At 45.3% G+C, this 18370-nt stretch carries 20 protein-coding genes and 2 pseudogenes; 16 read left to right on the top strand and 6 right to left on the bottom strand.

Annotation, left to right across the window (positions count from 1 at the left end; translation table 11 throughout):
* Positions 1-207: 207 nt before the first annotated feature.
* From AB6D06_RS20565 to AB6D06_RS20580, 4 genes are all read left to right on the top strand, one after another.
* A complete protein-coding gene (locus tag AB6D06_RS20565) occupies positions 208-1041 on the top strand; it encodes an AraC family transcriptional regulator (RefSeq protein ID WP_136979715.1) in 834 nt (277 codons plus the stop codon).
* A 90-nt stretch (positions 1042-1131) separates the two neighbouring features.
* On the top strand, positions 1132-1860 hold the full coding sequence (locus AB6D06_RS20570) for an AzlC family ABC transporter permease (protein ID WP_372099757.1): 729 nt from the start codon (positions 1132-1134) through the stop codon (positions 1858-1860).
* A 2-nt stretch (positions 1861-1862) separates the two neighbouring features.
* Positions 1863-2192: an AzlD domain-containing protein gene (locus AB6D06_RS20575; RefSeq protein ID WP_061018870.1), complete on the top strand. Its 330-nt coding sequence runs from the start codon at positions 1863-1865 to the stop codon at positions 2190-2192.
* An 81-nt stretch (positions 2193-2273) separates the two neighbouring features.
* Positions 2274-3047 carry a viroplasmin family protein gene (locus AB6D06_RS20580; RefSeq protein WP_229648040.1) on the top strand — a complete coding sequence of 258 codons (774 nt, stop codon included), beginning with the start codon at positions 2274-2276 and terminating at the stop codon, positions 3045-3047.
* A gap of 185 nt (positions 3048-3232) precedes the next feature.
* Here AB6D06_RS20580 and AB6D06_RS20585 read toward each other — a convergent pair whose 3' ends face one another.
* The gene (locus tag AB6D06_RS20585) at positions 3233-4381 is read right to left on the bottom strand and encodes a glycosyltransferase family 4 protein (protein WP_102393678.1); all 1149 of its coding nucleotides are present in this window, start codon (positions 4379-4381) and stop codon (positions 3233-3235) included.
* A gap of 316 nt (positions 4382-4697) precedes the next feature.
* Between AB6D06_RS20585 and AB6D06_RS20590 the strand changes: the two genes are divergently transcribed.
* The 5 genes from AB6D06_RS20590 to AB6D06_RS20610 all read left to right on the top strand — a co-directional run bounded on the left by AB6D06_RS20590 (position 4698) and on the right by AB6D06_RS20610 (position 8801).
* Positions 4698-5624, top strand: coding sequence for a glycosyltransferase (locus AB6D06_RS20590; RefSeq protein WP_017062218.1), 927 nt, complete (start codon positions 4698-4700; stop codon positions 5622-5624).
* 16 nt (positions 5625-5640) lie between these two features.
* Positions 5641-7077, top strand: a complete 1437-nt coding sequence (locus tag AB6D06_RS20595; RefSeq protein WP_229648043.1) for a lipopolysaccharide biosynthesis protein — start codon at positions 5641-5643, stop codon at positions 7075-7077.
* Positions 7078-7152: 75 nt separating this feature from the next.
* A complete protein-coding gene (locus AB6D06_RS20600; protein ID WP_017070274.1) occupies positions 7153-7470 on the top strand; it encodes a hypothetical protein in 318 nt (105 codons plus the stop codon).
* Between the two features lie 130 nt (positions 7471-7600).
* On the top strand, positions 7601-8215 hold the full coding sequence (locus tag AB6D06_RS20605) for a LysE family translocator (protein WP_229648044.1): 615 nt from the start codon (positions 7601-7603) through the stop codon (positions 8213-8215).
* 151 nt (positions 8216-8366) lie between these two features.
* Positions 8367-8801 (top strand): N-acetyltransferase, encoded by a 435-nt coding sequence (locus AB6D06_RS20610; RefSeq protein WP_017062214.1) that lies wholly within the window; start codon positions 8367-8369, stop codon positions 8799-8801.
* A 74-nt stretch (positions 8802-8875) separates the two neighbouring features.
* Here the strand turns inward: AB6D06_RS20610 and AB6D06_RS20615 are convergent, their stop codons facing one another.
* The 4 genes from AB6D06_RS20615 to AB6D06_RS20630 form a co-directional block, all read right to left on the bottom strand.
* Positions 8876-9343, bottom strand: coding sequence for a DUF3429 domain-containing protein (locus AB6D06_RS20615; RefSeq protein WP_017062213.1), 468 nt, complete (start codon positions 9341-9343; stop codon positions 8876-8878).
* A complete protein-coding gene (locus AB6D06_RS20620; protein ID WP_017062212.1) occupies positions 9340-9885 on the bottom strand; it encodes a glutathione peroxidase in 546 nt (181 codons plus the stop codon). The genes AB6D06_RS20615 and AB6D06_RS20620 overlap by 4 nt, the downstream gene beginning before the upstream one ends.
* 84 nt (positions 9886-9969) lie before the next feature.
* Positions 9970-11313 (bottom strand): AarF/ABC1/UbiB kinase family protein, encoded by a 1344-nt coding sequence (locus AB6D06_RS20625; RefSeq protein ID WP_065584895.1) that lies wholly within the window; start codon positions 11311-11313, stop codon positions 9970-9972.
* Positions 11314-11710: 397 nt separating this feature from the next.
* Positions 11711-12097, bottom strand: a complete 387-nt coding sequence (locus AB6D06_RS20630) for a thiol-disulfide oxidoreductase DCC family protein (RefSeq protein WP_017062190.1) — start codon at positions 12095-12097, stop codon at positions 11711-11713.
* Between the two features lie 162 nt (positions 12098-12259).
* On the opposite strand from AB6D06_RS20630, the gene AB6D06_RS20635 reads away from it, so the two are divergent.
* The 6 genes from AB6D06_RS20635 to AB6D06_RS20660 all read left to right on the top strand — a co-directional run bounded on the left by AB6D06_RS20635 (position 12260) and on the right by AB6D06_RS20660 (position 17148).
* On the top strand, positions 12260-12817 hold the full coding sequence (locus AB6D06_RS20635) for a DUF1439 domain-containing protein (RefSeq protein WP_017065247.1): 558 nt from the start codon (positions 12260-12262) through the stop codon (positions 12815-12817).
* 224 nt (positions 12818-13041) lie between these two features.
* The gene (locus tag AB6D06_RS20640; protein ID WP_372111667.1) at positions 13042-14604 is read left to right on the top strand and encodes a glutamate synthase-related protein; all 1563 of its coding nucleotides are present in this window, start codon (positions 13042-13044) and stop codon (positions 14602-14604) included.
* 325 nt (positions 14605-14929) lie between these two features.
* Positions 14930-15451, top strand: a complete 522-nt coding sequence (locus AB6D06_RS20645; RefSeq protein ID WP_017062187.1) for an NADPH-dependent FMN reductase — start codon at positions 14930-14932, stop codon at positions 15449-15451.
* A gap of 164 nt (positions 15452-15615) precedes the next feature.
* Positions 15616-16065, top strand: coding sequence for a redox-sensitive transcriptional activator SoxR (gene soxR / locus AB6D06_RS20650; RefSeq protein WP_017062186.1), 450 nt, complete (start codon positions 15616-15618; stop codon positions 16063-16065).
* 146 nt (positions 16066-16211) lie between these two features.
* Entirely contained in the window at positions 16212-16592 is a 381-nt protein-coding gene (locus tag AB6D06_RS20655; protein ID WP_372111671.1) for a VOC family protein, read from the top strand.
* A gap of 136 nt (positions 16593-16728) precedes the next feature.
* Positions 16729-17148 (top strand): globin, encoded by a 420-nt coding sequence (locus AB6D06_RS20660; protein WP_017065249.1) that lies wholly within the window; start codon positions 16729-16731, stop codon positions 17146-17148.
* 111 nt (positions 17149-17259) lie between these two features.
* Here the strand turns inward: AB6D06_RS20660 and AB6D06_RS20665 are convergent.
* Positions 17260-17511, bottom strand: a pseudogene (locus tag AB6D06_RS20665) (DUF481 domain-containing protein); the annotation flags it as partial.
* Here AB6D06_RS20665 and AB6D06_RS20670 point away from each other — a divergent pair.
* A pseudogene (locus tag AB6D06_RS20670) lies at positions 17507-18316 on the top strand (sulfatase-like hydrolase/transferase); the annotation flags it as partial. The pseudogenes AB6D06_RS20665 and AB6D06_RS20670 sit on opposite strands and share 5 nt — an antisense overlap.
* Positions 18317-18370: the final 54 nt, after the last annotated feature.

Here is an 18370-nt window from a genome sequence, read left to right on the forward strand (position 1 = left end):
TACCGATGTATTGTTGAACACGAAATGTACAGCAAAGATCAACACGCCCTAGTTATAGACCAAGACTTTCCTCCCAGTTAGAAAACGTTATTAAGCCAACGACAAAAACGGTATTAACAAACAAAAGCGCAATTTTGTACAAAAGCTGAAAGAGACTATAGAGTAGACTGATAAGTCGCTCGATAATTAACAGGCTTAGGAATTGTTATGGAGAACAATAAACGCTCTAAAGAAAAGGCCGAATATAAGATAACCGAAGAGCTCGGCGGCCTTGAAATTCTTAATGCTGAATACGAAAAGCAGAACTTCTCGCGCCACAGCCACGAGGGCTATACGCTGGGAGTCATCGAGCAGGGCGCTCAGCGTTTCTATCGAACGGGCGGGCATCATATAGCACCACAAGATGCGATCATTCTGGTCAATGCCGACGAAGTTCATAGCGGTCACTCTGCCACTGAAGGTGGTTGGGCATATCGAGCCATGTATCCACTCCCAGAGCAACTTGCCAAGATCACTCAAGAGCTTAACCTACCGAACTACGGCGCGCCTTACTTCCCAAGAGCGGTTGTTGAAGACCCTGAACTCGCTAATCAATTGAGATTAGTCTTTAACACGATTGATGAATCTGACAATCGCTTGTTAAGAGAAACCTTGATGTACGGAATGTTGGTTAAACTGATTAGCCGACACGGAAAATCGCCGCTTAACCCTCAACTCGATGGGAAAACTCAGCGCCAGCTTGTCTTAGTGAAAGAGTTCTTAGATGACTTTCCACAAGCCGATGTGTCTCTAGAAGAACTCTCTAAACTGGCGGCATTGAGCCCGTTTCACTTAGTGCGTTCTTTTCAAAAAGAGTTTGGTCTTCCGCCACATGCGTATCAAATCCAATCTCGGTTAAGGCTTTCGCGTAAGTTATTGAAACAAGGACATACCATTTCAGATACCGCGCAAGAGTGTGGCTTTCATGATCAAAGCCATTTTCATCGACACTTCAAAAAGGCCAATGGCTACACGCCGGGGCAATACATTAAAATGCTCTAATTCGTTCGCGAAATCGAGCAAGTTTGTACAATCGAACCGACTCAACTCCTCTTACATTGAATAGCTAATGTGAAAAGAGAAAAGAACTATATGGATAGTGAAAGAATGGATAGACGAACACAGTTATGGAAGGGCGTTTTAGCGGGAATGCCCTTGAGCATTGCGGTGATCCCTTGGGGAATTCTAGCCGGTTCATATGCGATAGATGCCGGATTGAATCAACTTCAAGCGCAAGCGATGTCGGCTATTTTGTTTGCTGGCTCAGCGCAACTTGTCGCTGCGGGTATGTTCAAAGCGGGTATTGGTTTAGGCACTATGTTGTTGACCACACTGTTCATCACCTCAAGACACTTTCTGTATAGCGTATCGATGCGTGACAAAATCAGCCATCTTCCTGCGCGTTGGCGTCTATTACTCGGATTTTGGCTCACCGATGAGCTGTTCGCGATTTGTAGCGGGAAGTCTCAGCAAGAATTTAATCGCTGGTATGCTGCGGGTGTAGGCGGCGGTTTTTATCTTGTTTGGAATATCGCGAGCTTTGTTGGCATTGTCGCGGGAAGCCAAATTCCATCACTTAACGAGATTGGGCTCGACTTCGCGGTCGCAGCAACCTTTATCGCTTTGGTTTTCCCATTAATCCGAACTCTACCCGTCGTGGTGTGTGTGATGGTTTCACTGGTCACTTCGGTTGCCATGTCGGTTAACAATATTGAGGGCGGGCTAATGATTGCAGCGATCGCCGGTATGTTAGCGGGCTTTTTCAGTGAATCGTTCCAAGAGCGAAACAACGGTAACAAGACAATCGTGGAGGGGAAATAGAGATGATTTGGTTAACGATATTACTCATGACTGCGATTGTTTTCTTTAGTCGGTATCTGTTTCTTGAGCCTGCAATCCCGCTTCGACTCAATCAAACCGCAAGGCGCCTATTACGCTATTCAAGCCCCGCGGTGCTGACTGCGATTTGGGGGCCAATTGTATTTGCTCCTGAACAAACATTTTGGCCAAGCCTCGAAAACCCATACTTGATAGGCGCGGTGGTCACAGGTCTGTTGATTTGGAAAACAGGCAATGTGCTACTAACGATCGGCGTTAGCATGGCGGTGTTTTTGTTCTATAACCTTGTCGCGGTTGATTACCTTTTTAACTGATTGACCTTGCAACGTATAGCGTGGTGGCATCTAATGTACTGATTCACTGTTTGTGTATTTAGGTTTTGGTAAGGAGTTAGTTTGGCTAAGAAATATTATGTGGTTTGGAAAGGTCGCACACCGGGTATTTTTACCACTTGGAACGAGTGTAAAGCGCAAGTCGATGGCTTTGCTGGTGCGAGATATAAATCGTTTCCAACACTAGGCGAGGCTGAGTCTGCTTTCGGTGGTAAAACGTCGTCTGCGTCAGGTTCTACAGCGACAAAGCCAAGCTCTGCGGGTAAGTCGACGAAAGCTAAGGTGCCGCCTCTTTCGGAGCAGCAAATCACAGATATGCCTTTTGATATCAAGATCTTTACCGATGGTGCGTGTGAACCAAACCCTGGTGAAGCAGGGACGGGGTTAGCGGTATACCAAAACAACCAATTAACCGAATTGTGGTATGGCTTGTATCAACCTGTTGGTACCAATAATACCGCTGAGTTGCATGGCCTTAAACAGGCGTTTTTGCTCGCAAAAGAGAAGCTAAACGCGGGTCTGTCTGTAGCGATCTATTGTGACTCTAAGTACTCGATAGATTGTATTACTAAGTGGGCAACGGGTTGGGAGAAAAAGGGCTGGACTAAGTCGGGCGGCGAGATCAAAAACCTCGATATTATTAAGCCGGCGTATGCGCTCTACCAAGAGCTGGCTTCAAAAATTACCATCTACCATGTGAACGGACACGTTGGTATTGAAGGTAACGAATTGGCCGATAGAATGTCGATTGTGGCTATTTCATCGAAAGAGCAACAACTCGCTCAATATCGTGACATCGACGATATTGAGTCTATTTTGGCACTGCGAGCAGGCTAGTTAGGCTTCTTAATGAAAAGCTACTGAAAGCATAAGTCGCGATCATTGGGCAGTGCTAAGTTGAGCGTTACATTTCAAATTGATGTAGCGCTCTTTTGTTTTTGTGGTGCTCCGTTTTCTTATGGTGCATAGTCGTTCTTGTGAGACGCAGCAGCCCTTGCGATGCTTACTGCCTGAGTTCATCCTTATTGAGCAGGGTTCTCTATCCAACGAGATAATTGCTGAGCTTGTTTGATCGAATTAAAACTGTCTTTCACTCTCTCACGTGCCTTTAAACTCATCGATGTTTTATCGTTACTGCTCAGCTGCGCGAAACGCTCAATCGCTTCTCTTAATTCTTCCACGTTTTTTTCGCTAACCACAAAACCTGTCTCTGGTGAGACGATCTCTTTGCATCCCATGATGTTGGTGGTAATGACTGGCGTTCCCACAGCCATCGCTTCTTTTAAAACCAGAGGCCCTGTATCCACACATCCGGTTTCGGAAAAACAGAAGGGCGCGATTAGGCTGTCATAATTCGATAGTTTCTCTTTCACCCATTCATGAGGCTTAGCGCCAAGAAAGGTCACGTTTCGAGTGAGCCCATTTTCTTTGACCTGTAACTTTAATTGTTGCTCTAAATCGCCAGTACCGATGATATCGAGATGAATGTCGAGAGGTTCGGCAATCGGCGCCAATGCATCAATAAGATGGTGGATACCTTTTTGCTCCACTAATCGGCCAAGGAAAATAAAGCGAAGTTGCTTCGTTTCGGTTTTTGGGTTGAGTTGGAACTGTTTGGTATTAACTCCGCAATGCAGGAGCTTAATGTTTCCTTTCGCCATGGTATTGAAGTCAGCAAGCATGTCTTTACACACTGCAACCACAAAATCACTCGATGAGATTTTATGTTCAATGTCATAAGCGAACTCGTAAACATCATGACCATGAGCAACGAACGAACAGGTGATATTCAGCAGCTTTGCCGCGACGATGGCGTGAGCTGTGGTGTGCTGACAGAAATGCGCATGTACGTGTTCGACGTCGTTTTCCGCGAGTTGCAGCGCTAATTTAAACCCATAAGCGAACAGTGACTTTTTCGGCATGCTGGTTTGCTTAGAAATAAATGAGACAGCCTTGATGAAACCTATCCAGTTAATGCTGGCGACTTTACCCTTCCGAACATTTTTACCTATTTCGACAATGTCGTAGTCGAACTGTTTTTCACTGTTTTCAATTTTGAACGTCATTACACAAACATCGTGCCCACACGCTTTCACAGAGTCGACTTCTGTTTGAATGAAGGTCTCACTGAGTACTGGGTAGGTTGGCGCCACAAATGCTACTTTCTTCATTCCTTACTCCTCAAATCCATATGACTAAAGCTATCAAGCCAAGGTAATAACCAATAAAGCAAGATACGAACCAAGATCGAATCGTAGCTTTGGAGGGCTTTCTGATTGCTTTTCGAAGGTTACCCCTTAAGAGGTGGCTCGTTTTCTCAAATTGATAATCAAATTGGAGTTGCAGTTTTTTTGAACATCTGTGTTTGGTCGTCATTTTGAGAATGGACGCGTAGGTGACTGATATAGAGGTGATTTTGTAGTAAGACACTCTCGGCATAGAACATGCAACGTCAGCCATATAACGTATAAATCTGAGGGCGTCATTATGGCTAAAGTAAGTGTTGTTATTCCTACCTACAATTGTTTGGATTACCTGCCGAAAGCGATTGGTAGTGTACTAAAGCAGACTCATCAAGATGTTGAGCTGATTGTCATTGACGATAACAGTAACGATGGAACGTCGACGTATCTTGCTTCTATAGACGATGAACGCATTATTACGTTGTCCACATTGGGTGTTGGTGCGCCTCAAGCGAGAAACCTAGGGATTGAAAAGGCGACCGGTGAATACATCGCTTTTTTAGACGCAGACGATTTCTGGTTTCCTGAAAAAATTGAGCGCCAACTCGAATTTCATCAACGTTACCCTGATCTCGCGATGAGCTTTACTAACTACGAGCATCTTACTGAAGATTACCAAGTAATAGTCGACTGCTTTAGTTACTGGTCGCAGTTTCAAGATCAAGATGAGCTGTTTATCAATATCGAGAACCCGTTGGAGTTCATCATAGAAAATAACGTGATTGGAACATCAACGGTCATGGTGAAAGCGGATGTGTTTTCTCAAACAGACAGTTTCAATGCTGACATCAAGTATGGGGAAGATTGGGAACTGTGGCTTCGAATGAGTGAAAACCATCAGATCGGTGTGTTGAACTCGGTGCAGGTTGGCTACTTGATGAGAGCGAGCTCTGTTACCCAAACTGAAAGTCTTAAATTGAGAAATTTGCAGTCTATAGAGACTATTCTTCAACATTACCAAAATGACAGTCAACGATGGAATCTACCCACTTCTAGCTTCAAAATCGCAAAGGCGAGAATACTGGAAGGTTATGCTGACTATTATCGAGGTTTACAACAGAATAGACAGGCTATTGCCTACAGTTTCCGTTCTTTGGTCATGTCACCTCAAAAACGCACATTGCGACACCTAATTGGAGACTGTAAAAGTTTCCTAAAGCCAGCTTGGTAAGGAAAAGGTGACGACTATGGGTTCTTTAAAGCAGTCGGCTTACTACGCCATCGGTATATTAATGATGAAAGGGATTTCATTGGTGATGATCCCGTACATTACGCACAATATGACGTTGGCAGAGTATGGTTCCTTAGAAGCCATTGTCTTGCTGGCAGACATTGGGACGATATTGTTCAGCTTCGGTATTGTCGATGCCATGTATCGTTATGTGGGTGTCGCCGAAGGTGATGAAAAGCAAAAGCTCGTCTCGAACTGCTTCACATTGAGCGTGCTGGTGTGCGTGCTTGGGGGCGCCTTGATTGCCCTCAGTATGCCGTTGTTAATCTTAATGTTGCCAGTTGAATTCCAGCCTTACCAGATACTGCTTCTGCTTATTCCTACCATGCTCGATGGGGCGATTTCTATCCCGCTAACGCTGATGCGTATGAACGCGATGGCGAAACGTTTTTGCATGCTCAATGTGTTGAAAGCCGGTGTTCAAGCCATCATGACTTTTGTTTTGCTTGAGGCTGGATACGGTATAGATGGCGTGTTGATTTCAGCTGCGGTATCCAGTGTGTTGCTAATGGTTTGTTTAGTGCGTTATCAATGGCAAGAGATGGGATCTTTTGGTTGCTTCAAATACTCGGCGAAGATCTTAAAATTCGGACTGCCCGTTCTGGTTGGCGGTGCATCAATGTATATGATCATGGGGCTCGACCGCTGGGTAATGGCAAGCTTCGTCGGTGTCGAAGAACTCGCGATTTATGCGGTTAGCGGAAAGTTCGCGTTGATTCTTGGTCTGTTGTTGCAGCCTTACGCGCTTTGGTGGTTTCCAAACCGTGTGGCGATGCTTCAACAGCCGGGTGGCAGTAAGATGTGTGCCGATAGGGCGTTAGTCGGTGTTAATCTGGCCATTGTATTCGGTTGTTTGATGATCCTTACTGTACCTGGTTTTATTACTTTGATTTTGCCAAGCAGTTATCAATATGCAGGCACGATTGTCGTGGCACTCTTGGCGATTGGTGTGATTAAGAACGCTGGGGATTACCTTAACCTTGGCTGTTTCAGCGGTCACTCAAGCCAATCGCAAATGTGGATACAAGGCGGGTGTGCGGTCTTGGCGGCCATTGGTTATTTCACAGTGACGCCTATTTATGGCGTGTGGGGTGTTGTCGCGGTTCTTTGTGCAACTTATGTTGTGCGGCTCATGCTTCTGTATGTTGTAAGCCAAGCGATGGAACAATTACCTTATGAACACAGCAAGTGGGTAACCGCAGTTAGCATCGCATTAGTAGCGATAGCGAGTGATCAACTTCTGGGATTGGTGTTGGTTGATGTCCATGACTTTATTCTTGGATCGGCTGTTGGTGTAATCGCGCTGGTGGCCTTTGTTAAATACTCAGTGATCGTTGTCCCGCAAGCTCTGCTCGACAAGTTGATGCTGGGTAAGCAGTCTCACGCAAATTAAAATAAAACACTGTTCATAATGTGTGAGATTCGATAGTATTTATAAATTCAATGAATGCCATCAATGGAAAGATACATGAACAAGTGGATTGTGCTCTCAGCTCTATTCTCAACCTTATCGTACGCTTCGTCTGAATTGTCTAACCACGACGTACTCACTCAGCACTTTGACGTTCCTGAAGCTATCTCCTTAGAAAATCAAAACAGGGTATGTAATAGCCTTGTTTGTAGTTCGGTGTCTGCGCCAAAATCTGTTCCTGCTGTTGGCGACTTCCCAGAGCGAGAATCAAACCCAACGATAGATACAATTGCGAGCGCTATCTATTTCGTCGGTGAGATTGGTGTCGCCGAAAATCTAGCGACACCCGAGTACGAACAGTTTTTTGAGAACTGATTGAAAATTTACTGTATAGATTTGGTGCTTGTTTTTTATGCAGTTACAAAAGATATGAAATGCTGTTATAAACGATAAGACCTTGTTTAAGGATTTTATAATCACGGCATTTGGCAATTAGGAAGCACCAATGGAAATCTGGAAGTTACTGCTGTTTATCCCCGCTTGTTTTGCGCTCAACATGACTCCGGGCCCAAACAATTTGTTATCAATGAACAACGCCCGTTGTTACGGATTTCAGGCCGCCTTTGTCGCAGGCCTAGGAAGAATCCTCGCTTTTTCTGGCATGATTGCTTTGGCTGCATCTGGCTTAGCGGTTGTGCTTTATACTTCTGAAACGCTGTTTTTCCTGATCAAACTATTTGGCGCGATGTATCTGTTGTGGATCGCGTTCAACCTATGGCGCTCACACGCCAGTCCGGTCGTGGATATCGAACGAAATAAGAATTGGTTTGGTCTGTTTAAACAAGAATTTGCACTCGCTGCTGGCAATCCAAAAGCGATACTCATTTTCACTGCATTCCTTCCTCAATTTGTCGATGTTTCAGCGAACGTAAATACTCAATTCTTTGTTTTAGGTAGCACCTTTCTAGTGTTAGAAATGCTCGCGATATCGATCTACGCGGTATTTGGCTTATACCTCAGAAACTGGTTCTCTAAGCCACAAATGGCAAAACGTTTCAACAAAGCGTGCTCGGTTTTTCTTGCGTTATCTGGCGCAAATTTGTTGGTTATTCGACAGTAAAACATAAGTAACCTAATCTACTCCTCAGGCGTTAGTTAAGTGGCATCTTCGTTAAGGTAGTTCGTAAGCCTTTAGGCTGTTGATATATTATTAATAGCACCTTTGAGTTTGCATGTTTAAACTTGAGGTTCGGTTTAAATGAGGTCTATCTATGAATGTTGTTTGTGCGGAAAAACAAGAACTGGCTGATATCTACCAGCTTGAACATGCTTTGTTTGGCGCTCACGCCTATCCGCTGTTTTTCTTTCGTCAGGCCTTTGATTGCTGGGGAAAAGGTTTATTGGTTGCTAAGCAAGACTCAAAGATTGCTGGCTATGCCTTAACGACAACCACAGACAAGCAGAATGAGTTTTGGGTCCTATCATTGGCTGTAGACCAGAATTATCGTGGCATGGGAGTTGGCCGGAAACTGATGCAACAGGCGGTTGAGCAGTTGCCTCGAGATGCTAGGCTTTTGCTCACTGTAGACCCAAATAACACATCGGCTCGTGCGCTTTACGCATCGATGGGGTTCGTTACCATCAAGCAAGAAGACAACTACTTTGGTGATGATGAGCCGAGGTTAGTGATGAAGCTCATCATCTAGATTGTTGCTAACGGTTTTTAACAAAGGCGCTTAACTAAATCAAAGGCTCACACTTCAAAGACAATCTCGTAGCTCTAGGTTAGCATCACGATACCGTGCATTAACACGACACTAGAGGTCAGCCGAGTCCTCATATCAAAGTAGCCATCAGGACCTTGGCTCTGGTTCTCTTCTCTCATCGTCCTTTCAGCTCGCCAAACCGCAATATAACCAAAGATGAGAATCAGAGTTGTCACTAGCTCTTTTTGTTCGCCAAGCAATACTGCCAGCCAAGCGATGAGCACAATCGCGTTGCTTATTAGCAGTGCTTTGTTACTTGATTGGCTTTCAAAGTTTTCGATGCCATTTGCCCACAAGATCCCTGAAAGAAAACTCAAAATTGCCACGCTGTAGGTGATGAACAGCGTTTCACCGCTTATCCCCATAAATTGGCTGTCGGTGAGCGAAAGGAGAAGACCGAATAAAAACGGAATTAACCCCATGTACCCCAGTTTGGCCATGGTGTTACGGGTTTGAGTTGTTGCCATGTAATCCGCCTTCATAACTGCTGCTCAATCGCGTTTTTGAGTGTGGCACTCACTGGAGATGTGGAGCTAGGGAAGGTGGCGACGACTTTACCTTCTTTACTGATCAAGAATTTGTAAAAGTTCCATTTAGGCGTTACGCCCGCTTGCTGTTGTATCTCTGTAAACACGGGGTTGGCGTTGCTACCAGACAGTGAAGCTCGCGCCATCATTGGGAAGGTCACGCCATAGTCTAGGTAACAAACCTTTGCCGTCTTCTCTTCGCTTCCCTTGTCTTGGCGAAAATCATTACTTGGGAAACCGATAACCGTGAAGCCTTGGTCTTTGTAGGTTTGATGAAGTTGCTCGAGTTGCTCAAACTGCGGAGTGAAGCCACATTGGCTCGCTGTATTTACCACCAATAGAGTTTTGCCTTGAAACTCATCGCACAAGGCGATTTCTTCGGTTGAGTTTAACAAGCGCTGTTTGCCATTAAGTATTTCGGGACAGCTCGCTGCAAAGGCGATGGAACTCGTGAGGCTTGTAATCAGTGCGGTTGAGCAAAGTAGTGAACATTTCATAGGGTTGGCTCATTTTAGTTGGCGTAATGGTTATTACTCTTGAGCACGATGAAATGATCACTTTGCGTATTATTTACTGTCTCATTAACTCGCGCTTTTAGTTGTGCTTTTGCTCTCTGAGATAAGATATGGAGCGACCAAGCGACTGATATTCACTTTTGCACCAAGGCGAGCCGCTAATAGATACATGCCACCAATTTTTCGGTGCAGGAACAGCGCATCGGCGGGCGGCGTATGCCAATACTCTTGTTCCATGCTCAAAATGGTGCCTGCTTCACGAAGCCTTTGTGCCAATCCACTGGCTTTGAAGTCGTACTCTTCGTCAACTAACATCGGCTCACAGGCCATCTTCACTAGATTTAGAATCGCTTGGCGTTGTTCGGGAAGAATTGTCTCGCTAAAGAATCCTATTTGCTCTAAAGCTCGGTTGAGCACTTGCTCATCGTTGTTAATGACAGAGGAAAAGGCCAAGCGATAACCCTCGCTGAAGCGGTCACTGTACTCACGGGTTGCTCCGAAATCTAATAAGCCAATTTGTCGGGTGTTTTCAACATAAAGGTAGTTGGCGAAATTGGGATCGGTTTGCACCATCTTAAAATCGAACAACTCTCTGAACAGAAGCTCCAGTAAGCTGTGCATTACAAAGTCACGTGTGCTTTGGTCGTAACTTTCGATTTGCTCTATCGAGACGCCTTCGATGAAGTCCATGGCGAGCACCGATTCTGAAGAGACTTGCGGATGAATCTTAGGTACGACGAAGTGAGAGTATTCTTTCAATGCATCATGGTAACGAGTTGCGTAATCAGCTTCGCGAGCATAGTCTGCTTCATCGTGGAGCTGTTTCTTTGCCTCTTCTAACAAGCCTTTGTAGTCGACCGACTTTGGTATCAAGCCAACAATATTGAGCAGCGTGCCCACGTTATCTACATCACTGTCGATACTTTTTCTAATGCCGGGGTATTGGACTTTGACTGCGAGTTTGTCCCCAGCATCACTATAGGCTTGGTGAACTTGTCCGATAGATGCACTGGCGATCGGTTTAAAATTGAAGGACAGGAATTCGGTTTTCCAATGGTTCCCGAGCGAGCTTTCTAACACTTGATTGAGCTGTTTTGTTGGCAGTGGATCGGCATCGGAGCGCAGGCGAGAGAGAATGTCGGCTAACTCTGGTTCTAAGACATCACCCGCATCCATTGATAGCATCTGTCCTAACTTCATAGCCGCACCGCGCAGGTGTGCGAGTTGATCGGTCAGGCGAGCAATGTTTTGTGGCGTTAACAGTAAGTCTTTTGCTTTGGGCCTGTTGCCTTGTGCAATTTGTTTGGTGCCTTCCGTTAGCACGTTACCCGCGACTCTTGTCGCCAACGAAGCGAACTTACTGAATCTAGAAATTCGATGTGTGGGAAGGTTTCTCTCTTTTGCCGACATAAAGGTTCTCTCTGGGAATCAGGGTTGATACCAATCGTAGTAAATAACTGTTCACCCTAGCTTGTTAAAAATCTCGATAAAGTCGTTAGATTTTTTGATTGTAGAATAACTACTTATCTAAACTTCTTGTCGAAAAGAGCCGCCTTGTTCTCAAGCTTTTTTCCTGCGCTATTTCTTGACACTTACCTACTGTGATTGGTACGACTACAAAGTTCTATCAATCATTACACAACCGTATGTTTTGTTGTGCTAACTTGTCGCGTGGAACAGTAAACAGAATTAAAAGGACAAAGCATGAAATTTATTTGGTTGAAAGTGGCCGTTACGGTATTGGTGTTCGCAGCCCTATTTGGCATCGTTTACTACAAAGTCGCCAGCGGCATGTCTTAACTCAACACTATTTTGTGCAGCTGTTACCGTTGCAACGTGATTTTCCGGTTAGCCAAAACGAAATCTTATATCGATTTTTGGCAAACCGTAGATAACACCAATCTGCCATTGGCTTAAAAATCGCCCAACGTAACGGGGCATACAGCCAACCCTTTCCTACTAGCTTCCACGCTTGGTAAGTCACGTCTAAACCGAGCAGCAGCTTTCCGTTTTCGTCCAGTGCATGCAAGATTGTATTGGCTGCCTCGGCATCTATTTGCGGGTAGTTTGAAAACGCTTCACTGTAGATATCGACGGTCTGGATCTGATCTTTGGAATCAGACTTAGTCAGTGCTGCCATCTCTTTTGCACAAAGTGGACAGGTTCCATCGTAAAATATCGTTAATGCAGTCATTGTTTTCCTTACTATTTTCGTCAATTCTCATTGATACGACATCACCATTTAGGTGGATCATTCTGCCCAGTTATCCGACACTGTTATTGTGACAACCAATTTACAGTATCATCTCGAGGTAACATCCGTTCCATGCATTTAAAAAATAAGAGCCTATCTCCAATGACAACAAAGTTAATGAACCGTTTGATTATAGCTGTGACAGCCCTGATGCTCAGTGGTTGTGTTAGCTACAGTATTACCGAGCAAGAAATGACGAAGTACCTTGAAGACTCAGTGATGCTAGAACAAGAGGTTGGTGTACAAAGTGTGATGTACGCACAAGTGGCTGTGGATGATCTAGAAGTGCAAATTGGTCGAGCCGATGCACAACGCGTGTCCGTGTTGGCGAATACCAATGCAAAAGTTCAAGTGTTCAATATGCCTAATATGGGGTTGGATTTAGACTTAGAGTTCAGCGCGATTCCCGAATACGACAAGGAGAGTGGCGAGGTGTATCTAAAGTCGCTGCGACTAGAGCGCTTTGAAGAAAAAGGCAAACAGCTTTCGCCTGAAATAGAGACACTACTCAAACCAGCTGTATCGATGATAGGTTTTGCTTTGTCCCAGTCTCCGGTTTACAAACTCGACAGCAACAAGGTTCAAGAGTCGTTGATTAAGTCATCGGAACCCAATCTAGTGATTAAAGACAATAAATTGGTTATCGAATTGTTTGATTAACCCTCAGTGCATTAGTTTTGACTAAGCTCTCACCCATAATGGCTGCCTACTAGGTAGCCATTTTTGTTTGAGCTCAGTCGGTCATGACTGTTTTTAGTCGGTTTACTCACCTTGTCTATCAGTCTCATTTATTGAATTCGCTGGGTATCTCACCTTTACTTTACTCTTGTGAGCAAGTCATCGCTTCAGTCATCAAATCATAAGAAAGAAAAGGTGAGCGAACTATGAAGAGTCCAGTAATTGCGGATAACAAACCCGTTAAAGTAGAGCTGACGAAGGGAGAGAAGTATTACTTCTGTACCTGTGGGAAGTCGAAAAACCAACCGTTTTGTGACGGTTCTCATGCTGGTACGGGGTTCAAACCGAAAAGCTTTGTCGCCGAAGAGAGCGGAGACGCCTACCTTTGTCGCTGTAAGTATTCCAACAACCTTCCTTTCTGCGATGGCACTCATAAACAGTTCACAGCGGAACAAGTTGGGCAAGAAGGCCCGGAGGTTCACATTCAAGCGGCTGCGCCAGATTTGTCGCCAGCTGCGAGCGCAACCAAAGAAGAACCTACCGTCGAGTTTATTCATCAACTGGCGCGTGATGGTTTATCCAAGGTTGGACATCATGGGCCAATGACCTCCATGGGCGTTCCAAGACATCTATTGCCTCACTGGGACGATATTCAAGTGATGGTCGCGCAAATGGCCACCAAGCCTTTGCTGGAGAATGTGCCCGTTGGAACTGAACTGATTATTGGCCCCAAAGCGAAGAAGCCACTCAAATTGGACATCTCTTTGTTTGTGTCTGATATGAGTTTTGGCTCGCTATCTGAAGAAGCAAAAGTCTCATTGGCGAAAGGTGCCGAACTCGCAGGGACGGGTATCTGCTCCGGTGAGGGCGGTATGTTACCCGAAGAGCAAGCGGCGAACTCTCGCTACTTTTATGAATTAGCCAGTGCTCAGTTTGGTTACGATGAAGCTAAGCTCAAAAACGTTCAAGCCTTCCACTTTAAAGGCGGGCAGGGTGCCAAAACCGGAACGGGCGGGCACTTACCGGGCGCGAAGAACATAGGCAAGATCGCGGAGGTGCGTGGCATTGAAGCGGGCACGGCAGCGATTTCTCCACCCACCTTTGTCGACCTTAACACGGTCGAGGATTTTAAAAAGTTCGCCGACCGTGTTCGAGAGGTGACAGGCGGTATCCCGATTGGCTTTAAGTTAAGTGCCAATCACATCGAAGAAGACATTCAGTTCGCGCTTGATGCCAGTGCCGATTACATCATCTTAGATGGGCGTGGTGGCGGTACAGGGGCGGCGCCAGAAATGTTCCGTGACCATATTAGTGTGCCGACCATTCCAGCGCTTGCTCGTGCCAGAGCCTATCTAGACAAGCAAGGCGTAAGTGACAGAGTCACCTTAATCATTACTGGTGGGCTTCGTGTTCCAATGGACTTCGTAAAAGTGATGGCGCTTGGTGCAGATGGAGTCGCTATCTCAAACAGTGCTATGCAATCTATTGGGTGTGTTGCTGCCAGAATGTGTAACACCAATAATTGCCCGGCGGGCATCGCGACTCAAAAAGCCGATTTACGCCAACGCTTAAATGTCGAGAAGGCATCGAATCAATTGAAGAATTTCTTCGAAGCCTCGACTGAATTGATGCAAGTGATGGCGAGAGCGTGTGGTCATGATCATTTGAATCAGCTTAACCTTCACGATTTGGCAACGTGGAATCGCGAAATGGCCGAGCTATCCGGAGTCGCTTACTCTGGTGTCAGTTCACTAAACCAATTTAAGTAAATAGTATTTCGATAAAGCACACTCACTGTATTTTGGGTGTGCTTATTTTTGCCTGTGCAATGCCAATCGATGTTTAATCCTTCGTAATTAACTGCTTTATAAGTGTTTTTAAATTATTTCCTATTTTTTTAAAATATCACTTTACCTTAAGTTAACTTGAGGTTTTATCATCATCCCCAATCTAAAAACACAATCTATCACCTTGTCGCCTAGTGCAGGTTTTGATGTTATCAAACAGACGTTACGAATCTTCAGTTATGAATTTTGAGCTCCGTAATTGAAGTCATGAGTGCAAAAAGGTGAGAAAAATGAACAAGGATCAACAATGAAAGTATTAGCGATTGGCGCGACCAACAGTACAACATCAATTAATCAACAACTTGCAGCGTACACCGCAGGTTTAGTCGAAGGCGCGCAAGTCGAGGTGCTCGACCTTAATGATTTCGAGATGCCAATTTACAGCGAGAAAAGAGAGCAAGATTCAGGTGTTCATCAACACGCTCAACGCTTTTTTAGCAAGATTGGCGAAGCAGATGCTGTGGTCATCTCTTTTGCAGAGTATAACGGCTCATACACCGCAGCCTTTAAGAATGTGTTTGATTGGACATCACGAATCGACATGAAAGTGTACCAAGGCAAACCTGTTGTGATGCTCTCCACATCACCAGGCCCAGGCGGCGCAAACTCTGTGTTGTCGTCTGCGGTAAATTCGGCACCTTACTTTGATGCAGATGTGAAGGGGTCGATGTCGGTGCCAAGTTTCTACGACAACTTTAATGTAGAAACGGGTGAGATCATCAATGCCGAAATGGCCGAGAGCCTGAAATCGATCATGAGTCAGATTTAGAGAGCGAGAACACCACAATAAAACAAAGCAGCCATGTTCACGATTGCTTTTCATTGCGCCCGTTGTCAAAGTTTAAGGACATTAATTGGTTAAGGTAACAATAGGTCGCTACTCTAAAGTTAAAGTAAGCTTTAAATATTTATGATCTCAAGGATAGTGTCGTAATGAGAAACATCGTATACCTCACCATAGGCCAGTTGGCTGAGCGCAGTGGCGTGGCTCCTTCGGCGTTACGTTTTTACGAAACCAAGGGGTTGATTGCTTCGATTCGTACTAACGGAAATCAGCGCCGTTATCAGTCGGCGATGTTGAGACGAATTGCGTTGATCCAAGTCGCGCAGTCGATAGGCTTCACGCTGGAAGAGATCACCGAAGAATTATCGACACTGCCGATGAACCATACCGCGACTAAGCGAGATTGGGAGCGCGTTGCTAAGAAGTGGCAGGGGCAACTCGACAGTAAAATGGCGCAGATTAAATCGCTACAAGAGAACTTAACCGGCTGTATCGGTTGCGGATGCTTGAGTATGCAAAAGTGCAACTTGCTAAATCCTGATGATATCTTGCATGACCAAGGGCAGGGCGCACAACGAATTGTTGAACAGACTAACTGAGTTCCCGAAAGGCATGGAACAGCGAACTAAGTTTCAGGTGTTTGCTCAATGGGTTAAGCAACAGTTGTGACCGAATAGCGTGCCTAGACAAACACGAATTATAGGTCTAGTTTAGATGGTTCTTTCAATAAAAGAAGAGGTTAGTTATGTTCAGCCATGTTTTTCTCGGTACCGATGATATTGAACGCGCGAAGGCTTTTTATGACCCAATCATGAAAGTGCTTGGTTATAGCGAAGGCTCTGTTGATCCCAAAGGGCGCTGTGTTTACGTTAGCCAAACGGGTGTGTTGGGCTTAACGAAGCCGATTGATGGTCAGCCTGCGACTCACGGCAACGGTATGACGGTGGGTTTTCTTGCGTCTTCTCCTGAAGTTGTAGATGAGTGGCATCGAGTTGGCGTCGAAAATGGCGGTACCAGCATTGAAAATGGCTCCGGAGCGAGAGGTTCTGACGAGCGTCGTTTGTACATGGCTTATTTGCGAGATCCTGATGGAAACAAGATTTGTGCAACGCACTTTATGCCGTAGTTTACGTTATGCCATCGTTCATTTTATGCCACAGTGGCGTATACTTAGATCATATTGATGGTTCGAAGTTGGCTAAGTTGCGGCTCTGGACTTGTTAGCTTCCCGATAACTCAAAATTTTGCAAAGGACTGGCTAGATGAAACCGAACGAACTGTTTTATGAAAGTTTTGAGCGCTGCCGGATTGACCAAGAATTTCTCGAAACGTTTTTGGCTGATTTTTGCGAGCATAACCCAAGGTTTTCAGAACGTTTTGAAAATATAGGGTTAGAGCAACAAACCAAGATGCTTAAAGCCTCGATCATTCTTATCTATAACTCTGCGGGTCTGCCGAGCGTACGAAACTCGGTAAAAAAGCTTGGGAAGCGACATAAAGATTTAGGAATGGATATCTCTGAGCAAGAACTCAACGAGTGGTTCAATTCGTTACTCAATACAGTTAAAAAATATGACCCTCACTACGATGAAAGCGTCGAACAAGCTTGGACAGAAACTCTCGAGGCCGGCTTAACTATCATGAAGAAAGAGTGCGTAGTTCCAAACACTGTGAATAACTAGGTCGTTGGTGGGTAGTTTTGCTTGTTCGTTAGTTAAAACCGGCATTAACTCTTGAAAGATTGACATTGTCAGGTAAGCCTAACGATATCAGGCTTACCTCTTATTGTTTGACTAGAACTGAGCAGCCCAACCAATCAGGAACCCTTGCGATGCGGTATCGTATTCAAAGGTCCCCTTGTTTTCGTAATCAACCCAGGTCGATTTGTAGGCAACATTTAAGTCAGACCAACTGTTTATCTGGTATCGCACGCCAGTTAACAGAGATGAGGTAAAGTTGGTGTCACTACCAAGCCCTGCATCAATGGTTGCGTGAAACTTCCAATCCTTATTGATCTGCGTTATCCATCTCACACCTATTTGGTACTGTCCATCACGCGGTCACGTTTGGACGCACCTGTCACCTGAATACGAAGCGATGCTCGGTCAAAACGGTTGGGGACTCCAAGAAGTGGTCATGAAAGATCTTGATGATCACGTCGGTGAGATGATGGCGAAGATGGAAGAACTCGGTATTGCTGACAACACCATCATCATTTTCACTGCCGATAACGGCCCAGAGATCATGACTTGGCCAGATGGCGGTATGACACCTTATCACGGTGAGAAAGGCACAACTTGGGAAGGTGGCGTAAGAGCCCCTGCATTGGTTAGCTGGCCGGGTAAAATCCCAGCGGGTACTGTAGGCAATGGCATCTTTGATGGTATGGATTGGTTACCCACTCTTGTCGCTGCGGCTGGTGGTCCAACGGATCTAAAAGAAAAACTGCTGAAAGGTCACGATGGCTTTAAAGCGCACCTTGATGGTTACAACCAAGTGGATATGCTGACCGAGAAAGGCGAGTCAAACCGTAAAGAGATCTACTACTACGAACGAGACAAGCTGCAAGCGGTTCGTGTTGGTGATTGGAAGGCGCATTTCATCGTGCAAAACCACGGTTGGAGTGGCCCTAAAGAAGAGCTAAACGCACCATTGCTGTTTAACTTACGTCGTGACCCATACGAGCGAGCGGCGGAAGAGTCGGGCATGTACCTAAAATGGATGGGACAAAAAATGTGGGCATTTGGCCCGGCACAAGCGGCTGTCCAACAACATCTAGCAACCTTCCAAGAGTGGCCTCCAGTGACGCCTGACTCTCCGGCAGAGAAGACCGGTGGTGTAGGTAACTAGTTAAATATCATAAAAAATCCCGCTCACACTGAGCGGGATTTTTGTTTGAAAGCG

Source organism: Vibrio sp. 10N.239.311.G01 (assembly GCF_041465805.1).
In the GTDB taxonomy this organism is placed as follows: Bacteria; Pseudomonadota; Gammaproteobacteria; order Enterobacterales; family Vibrionaceae; genus Vibrio; species Vibrio crassostreae_C.